The sequence below is a fragment of the Anaerostipes sp. CAG:276 genome (assembly GCF_000432215.1).
GTDB classification, from domain to species: domain Bacteria; phylum Bacillota; class Clostridia; order Lachnospirales; family Lachnospiraceae; genus Anaerostipes; species Anaerostipes caccae.
Genome location: NZ_FR889178.1, coordinates 107,572 through 120,731 on the forward strand (window position 1 = coordinate 107,572; position 13,160 = coordinate 120,731).

The window sequence follows — 13,160 nt, forward strand, 5'->3', positions numbered from 1 at the left end:
TCACTGCGCTCCCTTCTGCTGCTTTCTCCTCTTCCCCTCTAAAGGAAGGATAAAATCCGACACTTTACTGTCTTTATTATACATCTTCTCCACAGAAAAGACATGCAGATATTTCTTTGCCCTGGTCATTCCCACGTAAAACATCCGCCGCTCTTCCTCCAATTCTTCTGTCTTCACAGCCTTTTTATATGGAATTACCCCGTCATTGACATCAATGAGAAACACTCTCTCGTATTCCAGCCCTTTTGCACTGTGAAGCGTGCTTATGACAACTCCCTGTTTCCCCTGATTCCTGCTCTCGGACTGTGCCTTCAGCTCCTCTGTATAGCGTCTCATGAAATCAAACCACTCTTCATAAGTGTCATATCCTCTGGCAGTCTCCTGAAGTTCCTCCAGCACATCGGTAAGTTCTTCCTCCTTCAGTTTTCGTATTCTTGCATATTCTGACAAAAATGCATTGTACCCGACAGACTTTCTTATGTAGGTGACCGCAAGAAACGGCGTCATATCCTTTAAAAGTCTCAGATCTTCCTCCAGCTCATCGATATAATCATAAAGCCATTCCTTGTCTCTTGTCTTCTCCTTCAAATCCTCAAAGGATATCTCCGGCTGGTCTATATATTCTCTGCTGATATAACGCTTGGGCCTATTCATGATTCTCAAAAAGGTGCTCCGTCTCCGGTCACCGAGCGCCATCCTCATATAATCTATGATGTCTCTTGCGATCCAATGCTCAAACAGACTTGGAATCCCATCTTTCACCGTGAACGGGATGTTATATTCCATGAGCTTTCCAAGCATCGTCCTGGCTCCCAGGTTGGTCCTGACCAAGATCGATGACTCTTCATAGGGATGGCCCTTTTCGTATTCGTCCCTGAGCCTTTTTGCCACATAGGTGCATTCTTCCTGCTGATTTTTAAACGTCCTGAGCTCTATTGGAACTTCTCTGTCCCGGCAGGATCTTATCTCTTTGTCAAACCTCTTTTTATTAACACGGATCACTTTCTGGGATGCCTCCACGATCTCAGGGCTGGAACGATAGTTGACATCCAGCTGGATCTTCTCGGAATCTTTATAATCTTTGGGGAATCCGAGCATGATCTCCGGTTTTGCTCCCCTGAACCGGTAAATCGACTGGTCGTCATCTCCCACAATAAACAGATTGTTTCTGGGCGTAGCCAGCATCTTTATGATCTCATACTGGATCGGGCTGATATCCTGAAATTCGTCGATCAGAATATATTGAAACTTATTCTGCCAGGCAGCAAGCAGGTCTTCTCTCTCCTTTAAAAGGCTGTACGTATAGACTAAGATATCATCAAAGTCCATCCACTGGTTTTTCCGCAGTTTTTCATTGTATTGCTTGTAAATCAGCTGAAATACACTGTCCGCACAGCTTTGGCTGTGATAATAGTCCATCGAAAGAAGCTGCCCTTTTACGAGACTGATCTCACTGATCAGAGAACGCAGGAAATCCGGTTCGTCTCCTGTTTCCAGATCCCGGTCCATGATAATTTCACGGAGAAGATCATACTTTTTATGTTCCGGCAGAATACACCCCGCCCGAAAGCTGTACGCATGCTTTAAGATTGTAAAAAAGACTGCGTGAAAGGTACCGAAAGAAACTGGCAGGGATCTCCCTGCCAGTTTCAAAAAACGTTCCTTCATCTCAGCTGCCGCTGCCTTTGTAAAGGTGATGACCAGGATATTGGAGGGGTTTACCCCGCAGTGTTCGATCAGATATTTTGTCCGTTCTGTGATAACCGTAGTTTTCCCGGATCCCGGGCCGGCAAGGACCATCATTGGGCCGTCTTTGTGAGTGATGGCCTTTGTCTGGGCCTCATTCCATTCTGTCATGAAAGCTCAGCCTCTAATTTATCAACAGCCGCACGAAGTCTTTTTACAGACTCCTCTTTCCCCAGAATCTCCATAAGTTCAGATGCCCCGCCGGGAGTCATCTGCTTGCCTGACACAGCCGTGCGGACCGGCCACATGACATAGCCGTTTTTGACCTCGTGGCTCTTTGCAAATCCAATCAGTGTCTGATAGAGGGCATCGTTGCTGAAATCTTCCTGGGCTTCAAATACCGGCACGATTTCTTTCAGCACTTCCAGCGCAGACTCTCTTGTTGTCTTCATCTTTTTATGCTGGTACATGGCACTGTCATATTCCGGCACATTTTCAAAGAAATCAATATGGTCCTTAATCTCTGTGAACAGCTCGATCCGTGTCTTGACCATAGAGAGGATTTTATCAGTATCCACATCTCTTGTGAGCACTTCCTTCACATACGGCATAGCCATCTCCCGGAATCTCTCATCGTCCATAGCCTTGATATATTCCCCGTTCATCCATGCAAGTTTCGTCATATCAAAAACAGCCGGAGTCTTGGACATATGATGATAGTCAAAAGCCTCTTCCAGTTCTTTCAGCGTAAAGATCTCTCTTTCCCCTCCCGGACTCCATCCGAGCAGAGCCACGAAGTTTACGATCGTCTCCGGCAGATATCCTGCCTCCAGCAGATCCTCGAAAGAAGAATGTCCGCTCCGTTTGCTCAGCTTCTTGTGTTCCTCATCCGTGATGAGCGGGCAGTGTACATAGACCGGTTTCTCCCATCCGAATGCATCATAGAGCCTGTTATATTTCGGCGTAGATGACAGATATTCATTTCCCCGGACCACATGAGTGATTCCCATCAAATGGTCATCTACTACATTTGCAAAGTTATAGGTAGGATATCCGTCGGACTTGATCAGGATCATATCGTCCAGTTCCATATTTTCCACCGTAATCTCACCGTAAATTTCATCTGCGAACGTCGTGGTGCCCTCGGTAGGATTATTCTGACGAATCACATACGGGATACCGGCTTTCAGTTTTTCTTCCACTTCCTCGCTGCTCAGATTCAGGCAGTGTTTGTCATAATGGCTGACCACCACATCTCCGGATTTTACCTTCAGGCTGGAAAGCCTCTCCTCGTCACAGAAACAGTAATAAGCCTCTCCCTTGTCGATCAGCTTCTTTGCATAATCCATATAGATGCCTGCTGACTGCCTCTCGCTCTGGACATAAGGACCGCATCCGCCGTCCTTATCCGGCCCTTCATCATGGACAAGTCCTGCTTTTGCAAGGGTATTGTAAATAATATCGACGGCTCCCTCTACGAGGCGCTCCTGGTCTGTATCTTCTATGCGGAGCAGAAAATCTCCGCCTTCATGTTTTGCGATCAGGTAAGCATATAATGCTGTTCTTAAATTCCCTACATGCATTCTTCCCGTAGGGCTCGGGGCAAATCTGGTTCTAACTTTACTCATCTGTTTCAAATCCTTTCTTTCGTTATCTTGTCTATTATCTCAAGAACCCCGCCTCCGGTCAAGACTCCCTCCGGATTTTAGAGTCCGAGAGGCTGAAGACTCCTGTTTAGAATTCCCTTCATGGCGGCAATCAGGACACCATAGTTTACAATGGGTACTTCCGCTTTTACAGAGGAGGCAATTCTGTGCTTCATCTCTTTCGGATTCAGCATACATCCCCCACAGTGGACGATCAAATCGTAGCCGCTTAAGTCTTCCGGAAATGCACTCCCGCTGGACGTTTCAAAAACGAGCTGTTTTCCTGTATATTCCGTAAGCCATCGGGGTATTTTGACCGTTCCGATATCGTCGCACTGGCGGTGATGGGTGCAGCCTTCCGCGATCAGGACCCTGGAGCCGTCCTTTAGATGCCCGGCGGCCCTTGCCCCCTCCACTTCCTCCATAAGATCCCCCTTGTATCTGGCGAAAAGGATCGAGAAAGAAGTCAGAGGAATATCCTCCGGTACGATGGCAGCCACCTGTTCAAATGCCTGAGAGTCTGTGATAACCAGAGCCGGCTTTTTCCCCAGATCTTTAAGTGTCTGCTCCAGTTCAGATTCTTTGACTGCAACAGAGCAGGCATTGTGCTCCAGAATATCCCGGATTGTCTGCTGCTGGGGCAGTATGAGCCGCCCCTTTGGAGCCGCCGAGTCGATAGGCACGACAAGAACTACAAAGTCTCCCGGCGAGATCAGATCGCCCACGATCTGTCTTGGCTGTTCTTCTTCTGGGAGAAGCTTTCCTATGGCTTCTTTCAGCCCAAAGATGCCTTCTTTAGTTACCGCGCTGACAAAGCAGGCATGATCGTTATCTTCTGCCCTGACTCTGCCTGCAAGATCCGTCTTGTTATATACGATCAGGTAGGGCAGCTTTCTCTCCCTGATCAGATCAAGAATTCCCTGCTCAAACTCTGTAATCCCCGTTTCCGCATCCGCGATCACCAGAGCGATGTCTGTCTTTCTCAGCACTTCTTTCGCCTTTTTCACCCTCTTTTCTCCCAGCTCTCCCTCGTCATCCAGGCCGGGGGTATCGATCATAACAACCGGTCCCAGAGGCAGAAGTTCCATGGCCTTGAAGACCGGATCTGTGGTCGTGCCTTTCACATCTGAAACAATCGCCAGCTCCTGACCGGTCAATGCGTTGACTATGCTGGATTTTCCTGCATTTCTCCTTCCAAACAATGCAATATGAATTCTGTCTCCTCTCGGCGTCTCGTTTAAACCCATCGTCTGTCTCCTTTATCTTTTCTTCGTCGGCTGATTTCTTTTTCAGTATATACTACCGGATGGCCCGAATCAATAGAACAAAAGCGATAAAAGGCAGAACAGCCTGATGCTGTCCCGCCCACTGTCTTATATCTTTATTGATTTTACGCCTACCGCAGCAGCATCGGGAGCATGGCACCTCCCAGACTGTAAACTACGATCGTAACCGGCCTCCCCAGAAAAAGAATTGTTAAAAACTTTCTCCAGGACATATCCGTTAGTCCCGCCAGCATGCAAAGCACATCATCCGGTGCACACGGAAGAAGGATCGCCGCTGTAAACACAACATCAAACTTTTTTCCTGTCAAAAACTTTTTCTTTGTCTTTTCATATGTCTCATCACTTACAAAAAGCCTGATGAATTTCTCTCCGTATCGTCTTGCCAGGTAAAAATTAATGCAGGAACCAATGATAATCCCGACAGCGCTGTATAAAAATCCATACCAGGGTCCGAAAAAGACGACTCCTGCCAGACAGGTCAGTCCTCCCGGAATCACCGCTATGACAACCTGCGCAATCTGAATCACAATAAACAGAAGCGGTCCCCAAAAGCTGCTCTGCCGGATAAACAGTTCCAACTGATCCCTGCTTGTAAAAATCCCTTTTTGATAACCGTAAACCGAAAATATAATCAACGCTCCGATCAACACCAGAGTTGTGAAATTTGTCGCTTTTTTTACTGCTTGTCTGCTCATAAACTGACACCGCCTTTCTTTTACTATCTCTATCATAGCGGACAGTTCTGAAATCCGGCAGACAAAAACATAACAAAATTCTTACAATTATACCGGACCAATTATGAATGATACTTTTCTATCACTGCTGCGGCCTTTTTAACTTCCTCCGCATCCGTAACGAAGCGCTCATACTCGCTCATCATCGGCAGTCCCATACTGACATCCGGTTTGCGGTATTCCATCTCACTCTGAACCGTTTTCTTTCCTGACATGTGAAACGCCTCAAAAGGAGCTTCTCTTAAAAATTCTTCAATCACAGCTGCGTTAACTCCTGACCCGACCATCACTGTGATATCTTTTCCTGCCACTTCCAAAAGATTCTTCAGCAGTTCCTTTCCATCGGTACAGCAGTTTTTCTGCCCGGAAGTGAGTACGGTGTCAATGCCCAGTTCAATAGCCTGAATCATTGCCTCATAAGGATTTACACACATATCAAATGCTCTGTTGAGCGTGACAGACATCCCCATCGTCTTCTGCATCAGGCTTTCCATGCGTCTCATATCCAGCCTCCCGTCTTTTGTAAGGCATCCGAATACCACACCATCTGCCCCAAGTTCCCGGAAATGATGAATTTCACTTCTCATGAGCGAAAACTCCTCATCACTGTATAAAAAATCTCCGAATCTTGGCCGGACGAGTACATGGACCGGGATGTCGAGGCGCATCTTGATCATTTCCAATAATTTAGGGCTGGGTGTGGTCCCGCCGATCATCAAGTCACCGCAGAGTTCCAGCCTCTTTGCCCCTGCCTCTTTTGCGGTCCTGGCAGACTCGAATGAGTCCACACAACATTCCAACATAATCTCTCCCATAGTCATTACCTCCTAGAAAAATGACAGCTGCTCTGCCTCAAACTGTGCATTTTTTTCTTTTATGATGCTGCCAAAATCTGCTTTAACATTATACTTAGTGCGGACTTCTGAAATCATTTGAAACAATTCACTTTTATATTCCTTATATTCTTTGCCGTAGCTGAACAGTCTGGTCAGAGGATGTTCATACTGTGGAAATTCTTCTCTCACAAAGTTGAAAAACACTGCACGTGTGGGGCCCTTCAAATTTAAATTTGATGTGATCAGATAGTGGATATCCCTCTGTTTCGTCTCAGAAAATACAGCCTCCAGATTCTCCCTGACGCTTGTAATGTATGGAATGACAGGCATCATATGAACACCCGTGGACGCATTCGTCTTCCGGAATTCACTGAGTACATCAAACCTCCGTGAGGAAGAAACCCCTCCCGGTTCCAACACACTCCTTATGTCTTCGTCCATTGTGGTGACCGTCGCCGCAATATTTACATAGGCTACTCTGGATAACTGATCGATCAGGTCATAGTCTCTCAATATTAAATCAGATTTTGTAGAAATGATAGCCGGATTCTCAAATCGGATCAAAAGCTTTAAAAGCTCCGGCATGATCCTGTACTGCTCCTCTGCCGGCTGGTAATTGTCTGTCACGCCTCCCAGATTGATGACCTGATGGTCCCAGTTCCTGCTTTTTAACTGGCGTTCCAGCCGCTCTGCAATGTTCGTCTTAACAAAAATCTCACGGTAGAAATCATCTGACTCCATATATTGGTGGGAATAAAGAGCGAAACAATACTGGCAGCGGTGGGCACAGCCCCTGTATATATTTAAATCCCAGTGATAGGGAAATCTTCCGCGGACCCGGTTGCAGGCCGCGGAACATTGAATCTCTCTGTATTTGTTCTCCTGCACTTTTCCGGTCATCCCATGAGAAAGTCCAGAATATTCATGCCCTCTGAAGTCTGGCTCTTATATAACTCGGTAAATCCGCAGCGTGTGCAGCTGATCGTAATAAACTTTTTATTCTGTACATCAAAAATCTTTGCAAAGTTTCCTCCAGTGGCCTGAAACTGATCGTGTTCATAGGAATTGCATCCGCACTTGGGACAGACGAACTGTCTTCTCTCTATATTCTGATCCATAATTAATGCTCCCTTCAAAGCTTTTCTAATGAGTTCTTACTATCTATTATAGTAAAAAAACAGGTTCCCGTAAAGAACAACCCGCGGAGCGCTTTTATTTCAGAGGGAAGTCTATGACCTTCCCTCTGAAATAAGAAAACTCTCAGAAGATATGTCCGAATACAGATCATATCTCCTGAGAGTCTATCATACATTATAAAGCCTTAGCTTCTGGCTCTTTCTTCCAATAAAGCTTTTACTTCTGCTTCTGTTGTCAGCTGCATAACTTCCTCTGCCAAAGCTTTTGCTTCATCCATCGTCCATAAGGACATGACTTTTCTTGTGGCAAGGATCGCAGTTGCACTTACAGAGAATTCATTCAGCCCGAATGCAAGAAGTACCGGTACGAGCAGCGGATCGCTGGCAGCTTCACCGCACATACCAGCCATGATACCCTCTGCATTTGCAGCGCCGATAATGTTCTTGATAGAACGGAGCACTGCCGGATTATATGCTGAGTACAGATAAGCTACGTCAGAGTTTCCTCTGTCAGCCGCCATCGTGTATCCTGTCAGGTCGTTGGTACCGATGCTAAAGAAGTCGGCTTCTTTTGCGAGAATGTCGGCAATTAGGCTTGCAGCGGCAGTTTCCATCATAACGCCGACTTCTACGTCTTTGTTATATGCGATGCCTTCTGCGTCTAATTCGCCTTTGATTTCTTCAAGAAGGGCCTTCACAGCGCGGAGTTCGTCCACACATGTTACAAGCGGAACCATGATGCGGATCTTTCCGAATGCACTGGCTCTCAGCAAAGCTCTCAGCTGAGGTCTGTAAATGTCAGGACGTTTCAGGCAGAAACGCACTGCACGGAAGCCAAGAAACGGGTTTTCCTCTGTCTCTAATCCGAGGTAAGGAAGTGCCTTGTCTCCTCCGATATCCAGAGTACGGATAATAACAGGTTTTCCTTCCAAAGTTTCTGCAACTGTTTTATATGCTTTGAACTGTTCTTCTTCGGTAGGTACGCTGTCGCGGTCCATAAATAAGAACTCGGTACGGAATAATCCCACACCTTCCCCGTCACACTCCACAACTTTTGCAGCCTCATCCGGACCGCCGATATTGGCAACCAGTTCAACCACATGTCCGTCAGCAGTCTGTGACGCCTGTCCGATAAACTTGGACAGAGCCGCTTTCTCTTCCAGATATGCTGCTTTCTTAGCCTTGTAATCTTCCAGAACAGAATCTTCAGGATTTACATAGGCTTCTCCTGTCGCTCCGTCTAATACGACAACATCCCCATCTTTGACGATGGAAACGATATTCTCAACACTAAGTACCGCAGGAATCTCCATAGAACGGCAGATAATCGCAGAGTGAGATGTTTTTCCTCCGATCTCTGTCAGTACGCCTTCTACGTTGGCCGGATTAATGCCGGCAGTCATAGACGGAGTCAGATCTTCTGCAACCAGAACAGTTCCTTCCGGAACAGCACTGATATCTACTTCCTCGATCCCTAATAAGATCTTGATTAATCTTGTTTTGATATCTCCTAAGTCAGATGCTCTCTGTTGGGTCAATTCATCTTCAGCCATGGCAAAAATCTGTGCAAAGAAATCACATGCTTCCTCGACGGCAGCTTCCGCATTGATCTTTTCGTCATCGATCTTGGCATCGATCTGCTCTTTGATCGCAGGGTCCTGAATCATGAGGATATGTCCCTCTAAAATCTCAGATTCCTGTTCTCCGGCAGTCACCTTCATGGCTTCCACCATCTTGGCTGTCTTATCGATGAACACTTCGATCGCTTCGCTTAATCTTTTCTTTTCTGCTTCGGCGTCTGTGATTGTCTCCTTTTTGTAATCCAGGCTCTGTTCCTTGATCACAACAACTTTTCCGATGCCGATTCCCGCAGATGCTCCAATACCTTTATACATATGCCACCTGTCCCCTTTGTAAAATGAGATTAATTATTCACCTAAACCAGATTCAATTAATTCTGTCGCATGCGCTAAAGCTGCTTCCTCATCAGGACCTTCACATACAAGTTCAATCTCTGAACCACATTTGATACATGCTCCGATAATGTTCAGAAGACTCTTAGCATTGATCTTCTTGTCTTCGAAAACGATGGTGACATCAGATTCAAACTTTGTTACTGCCTTTGCTAAAACTCCTGCTGGTCTCATGTGTAATCCCTGCTCGTTTTCAATTACAAACTTCTTAGATACCATAATAAAATCTCCTTCATTCTGTAAATTTTAGTTAATAAATGACGGACTGAGCTGAAAAAAACAAAAAGACCCCTTAATAAATGCGCGAATCTCAGCTTACATCTATCAAAAAGGTCTTGCCTGCATTACCAGTCACAATCCAATATTCAATGTCTAAATCTTATCAAAAACCCGTCCAAATGTCAACTGGAACCACAACAAATTCCTATTGGATGCCGGCTTCCAGGATCAGCCGTTTTACATAGATGATCAGGTACATTTTTTCATCTACGGACAGGGTGTAGCCGTAATGACCTTCAATGTGCTCGACAATTTTCTGGCTGCATATATAAGCCTCCGGATATTTTTTCTGGTTTCTCTCGTAGAATTCCACATCATCCTCTTCATCTTCCACAGAATGTGACTCTCCGGATTTAATGCTGTTTTCCAGATATTCCAGATGCGTAATAAATCTTTGATAGGCCGGCAGCTCTGCATTGAAACTGATCTCATAAAACTCCTGGATAATAGCGAGCACTTCCTGGATAAAAGGACTTTTTTCCCGCTGATCCAGGGTAAAAATTTTCTCGATCTTTGTCTTGTCGAGTTCATCCCCTGCTTTTTTCCGGAATCCTATGCCTTTTCCCATCAAAATGACTTCGTGGTTGTTCATGTCAAAAGTGCTGACTACATTATTGTTGATCACTTTCTGTATAATCATACATCCTCCTACACCATGCCTAGTATTTCTTTTGGTATATAAGCCTCCACATAAATTCCATCCTCACGGTATTCTTCTTTCAAAAGCTGTCCATGAGTTCTGATGGCCTGTATCTTTCCGGCTTCATCGTAGCCGTATTTTTTTTCCAGATAGATTTTCTGCTTTTTCAGCACATCCTCGATCACTCTCAGAAGATCTGAAGTTCCCGTTCCCTCTTTTGCAGATATTTTTACAGTCTCATCTGCGCGGACATCTTTTAGAAGAGAATTTTTACCGGTCCTGTCAATTTTATTAAAGGCCGTGATCACCGGTGTGTCTTTGATTCCCAGCTGTCCGAGAGTTTCATAGACCGCTTCCATCTGCTGTTCCATAAATGGATTGGAGCAGTCCACTACGTGAAGGATGATGTCACTGTACTTTGCCTCTTCCAGCGTACTTTTAAACGCGTCCACCAGATGATGCGGCAGTTTTCTGATAAATCCTACCGTGTCTGTCATGAGCACCGTCTGCCCGCTGTTCAGTTCCACACTCTTTGTCGTCGGATCCAGAGTGGCAAACAGCTGATCTTCCTCCAGGACACCCGCGTCCGTAAAATGATTTAAAAGTGTGGATTTCCCGGCATTGGTGTAGCCGACGATACAGACCACCGGAGTGTGATTTTTCTGTCTCTGTTTCCGCTGTACCTCTCTGTGTTTTATAACACCTGCCAGTTCTGTTTTTAAATGTGAAATTCTCGTGCGGATCAGCCGCCGGTCCATCTCCAGCTTTTTCTCTCCCGGCCCCCTTGTGCCGATTCCGCCTCCCAGTCTGGAAAGACTGACTCCTTTGCCGGTAAGCTTTGTAGCCCGGTAACGGAGCTGGGCCAATTCCACCTGGATCTTTCCCTCTTTTGTCTGTGCACGTTTTGCAAAGATATCAAGGATCACCAGAGTCCGGTCCATGACCTTAATATCCAGGGTCTGAGACAGATTGGCAAGCTGAGCCGGCGAAAGCTCATCGTCGCAGACAATGCCGTCTGCCTCTGTCTCAAACAAAAGATCCCGGATCTCCTCGATCTTTCCTTTTCCTACATAGGTCCCCGAGTGAATCTGCTCTCTGGCCTGTATAATAGAGCCCGCCACTTCGGCTCCTGCGGTCTCTGCAAGTTCTTTCAGTTCTTCCAGAGATTCCTCCGCTTCCTGACTATCCCCGAGAGCGACTCCAACAAGGATTACTCTCTCTTTTTTCTGTTCCAATATTTCTTCCATCTATCTCCCTTTCCTGACACTATCCTTCATAAACAAAGCAGGCAGGCTTTTTTCTTTGAGCTGCATGCCAACTCAAAGATTCCTGACTGCAGTGATGAATGCTTTTTCCTTCGGTGATACCTCCGGTTCGCTTTTTTGATATAACGTCTGCCGTTTTTTCTTTTCTTCCTGCTCTTTTTTGTATTTTGCGATATCCATGCCAATATACTCGGACGCCGTTCCATGGGTCCATTCCATGCCGGAGCCTTCCGCCGTCACCGCATCCACGACTTTCTTTTCCTTATCTGCAGCAAGGATCACAATATATTCTTTGTTAAAAACAGTACCTTTACACAGGCCGAAGCCAATCTGATATTCTTTTCCGTATGTTTTTTTAAAATCCTCATAGAGCTTCCGCACCTCATCTGACTGCTGTTTTATCATATAAGAATATCCGATGAACCCCAGTATTCCAATGACAATGATCACTCCTACCGCAATTTCCATCAGCATATATTACCTCCCTGTACTGCTGTTGCTTGTCTTAATGATTATAAAATAGACAAAATAAAATAACAATACAAATCACAGCAGTTTCAGAACTGTTGCAGTATAACTTCAATATTTACAATTCATTTACATGTTCTTACATTTTCCCGTTGCTATTGTTATAGAATACCAATTCTTTTATAATGTAGACAGTATATATTTTCGGCAGTACATGCAGAATATAGGAAAGGAGCTCTCTTATGAAAAAAGTTTTGATATTTGCGGCACCTGCCGTTTCCTACCTAATGGCATACGGTATCACCGTGGCAGAAGAACAGGTGCTGTATCGTCCGGATATGACCATGCAGCCTTTTATTCTAAAATGCATATTTTTTGTACTGCTCGGAGTCCTGCTGAGCCTTTTCAGCAGACATATCGCTGCTGAGACAGAAAACCATGTCATACATATCATATGTATTGCCGGCATCATCCTTCCGGTGCTCCTTTGGCTGTATACTATCAGACATGATCCGGCAGGAACTATGGATTATTATTTTCTGGTATATTTTCTTTATCTCGGCGGTTACGCCGCTGCATTCCATGTTATAATCAGAAACAAACATTAAAATAAAAATCAGATATTATACGGGGGAAAATATGAGAATTACTGAAGTAAAAGAAAGAACTCCATTGCTGATAGAACAGCTGTTAAAAGTGTGGGAGGATTCTGTTAAAAAAACACATCTTTTTTTGTCAGCTGACGAAATATCAAATATTAAAAGATATGTTCCGGAAGCATTAAAAAATATTTCTCATTTGATTATTGCAGAAGACGAAAATAACTGTCCTGTTGCATTTATGGGACTGGAAAATCAAGTACTCGAAATGCTGTTTCTTTCACCGGAAGAAAGAGGAAAAGGCCTGGGAAAAAAGTTAATTCAATATGGGATCGAAAACTATTCCATCAATGAGCTGGCTGTCAATGAACAAAATCCGCTCGCCAGGGGCTTTTATGAACACATGGGCTTTCAGGTCTGTAAACGAACCGATCATGACGAACAGGGCAATCCTTACCCGCTTTTGTATATGAAATTAAAAGGTACTGCACGTTAAACATGCAGTACCTTTCTTATGTAATACAACTTTTGTGTTTTATTCTTATCCTCTGGTCTTTCCACCGGCTACATTGATGGTCACACCGTGTACATAAGAAGATCTCTGGCTTGCCA

Annotated in this window: 14 protein-coding genes; 2 read left to right on the plus strand and 12 right to left on the minus strand. The window is 45.1% G+C overall.

Features of this window, described 5'->3' with window-relative positions; all coding sequences use genetic code 11:
* The 12 genes from QVP35_RS03815 to QVP35_RS03870 form a co-directional block, all read right to left on the minus strand.
* The gene (locus QVP35_RS03815) at positions 1-1,857 is read right to left on the minus strand and encodes an ATP-dependent helicase (protein WP_009290431.1); all 1,857 of its coding nucleotides are present in this window, start codon (positions 1,855-1,857) and stop codon (positions 1-3) included.
* On the minus strand, positions 1,854-3,314 hold the full coding sequence (gene gltX / locus QVP35_RS03820) for a glutamate--tRNA ligase (protein WP_009290430.1): 1,461 nt from the start codon (positions 3,312-3,314) through the stop codon (positions 1,854-1,856). The genes QVP35_RS03815 and gltX overlap by 4 nt, the downstream gene beginning before the upstream one ends.
* Before the next feature lie 77 nt (positions 3,315-3,391).
* Positions 3,392-4,579 carry a [FeFe] hydrogenase H-cluster maturation GTPase HydF gene (gene hydF / locus QVP35_RS03825; RefSeq protein WP_009290429.1) on the minus strand — a complete coding sequence of 396 codons (1,188 nt, stop codon included), beginning with the start codon at positions 4,577-4,579 and terminating at the stop codon, positions 3,392-3,394.
* A 149-nt stretch (positions 4,580-4,728) separates the two neighbouring features.
* Entirely contained in the window at positions 4,729-5,313 is a 585-nt protein-coding gene (locus QVP35_RS03830; protein WP_009290428.1) for a TVP38/TMEM64 family protein, read from the minus strand.
* A gap of 101 nt (positions 5,314-5,414) precedes the next feature.
* Positions 5,415-6,167, minus strand: coding sequence for a copper homeostasis protein CutC (locus tag QVP35_RS03835; RefSeq protein ID WP_009290427.1), 753 nt, complete (start codon positions 6,165-6,167; stop codon positions 5,415-5,417).
* Positions 6,168-6,179: 12 nt separating this feature from the next.
* Positions 6,180-7,076 carry an SPL family radical SAM protein gene (locus tag QVP35_RS03840; protein ID WP_325058593.1) on the minus strand — a complete coding sequence of 299 codons (897 nt, stop codon included), beginning with the start codon at positions 7,074-7,076 and terminating at the stop codon, positions 6,180-6,182.
* Positions 7,077-7,084: 8 nt separating this feature from the next.
* Complete coding sequence (locus tag QVP35_RS03845) at positions 7,085-7,306, minus strand: zinc ribbon domain-containing protein (RefSeq protein WP_006568972.1); 222 nt, start codon at positions 7,304-7,306, stop codon at positions 7,085-7,087.
* Positions 7,307-7,509: 203 nt separating this feature from the next.
* Positions 7,510-9,219: a phosphoenolpyruvate--protein phosphotransferase gene (ptsP, locus tag QVP35_RS03850; RefSeq protein WP_009290425.1), complete on the minus strand. Its 1,710-nt coding sequence runs from the start codon at positions 9,217-9,219 to the stop codon at positions 7,510-7,512.
* 33 nt (positions 9,220-9,252) lie between these two features.
* Positions 9,253-9,516: an HPr family phosphocarrier protein gene (locus tag QVP35_RS03855; RefSeq protein WP_006568975.1), complete on the minus strand. Its 264-nt coding sequence runs from the start codon at positions 9,514-9,516 to the stop codon at positions 9,253-9,255.
* A 205-nt stretch (positions 9,517-9,721) separates the two neighbouring features.
* Complete coding sequence (locus tag QVP35_RS03860; protein ID WP_009290424.1) at positions 9,722-10,216, minus strand: CAT RNA binding domain-containing protein; 495 nt, start codon at positions 10,214-10,216, stop codon at positions 9,722-9,724.
* Positions 10,217-10,224: 8 nt separating this feature from the next.
* Positions 10,225-11,463: a GTPase HflX gene (gene hflX / locus QVP35_RS03865; RefSeq protein ID WP_009290423.1), complete on the minus strand. Its 1,239-nt coding sequence runs from the start codon at positions 11,461-11,463 to the stop codon at positions 10,225-10,227.
* A gap of 72 nt (positions 11,464-11,535) precedes the next feature.
* A complete protein-coding gene (locus QVP35_RS03870) occupies positions 11,536-11,955 on the minus strand; it encodes a hypothetical protein (protein ID WP_006568978.1) in 420 nt (139 codons plus the stop codon).
* A gap of 236 nt (positions 11,956-12,191) precedes the next feature.
* Between QVP35_RS03870 and QVP35_RS03875 the strand changes: the two genes are divergently transcribed.
* Together QVP35_RS03875 and QVP35_RS03880 are read left to right on the plus strand one after the other, a co-directional pair.
* Positions 12,192-12,557 carry a hypothetical protein gene (locus QVP35_RS03875; protein WP_009290422.1) on the plus strand — a complete coding sequence of 122 codons (366 nt, stop codon included), beginning with the start codon at positions 12,192-12,194 and terminating at the stop codon, positions 12,555-12,557.
* 31 nt (positions 12,558-12,588) lie between these two features.
* A complete protein-coding gene (locus tag QVP35_RS03880) occupies positions 12,589-13,044 on the plus strand; it encodes a GNAT family N-acetyltransferase (RefSeq protein ID WP_022260814.1) in 456 nt (151 codons plus the stop codon).
* The last annotated feature ends 116 nt before the right edge of the window (positions 13,045-13,160 follow it).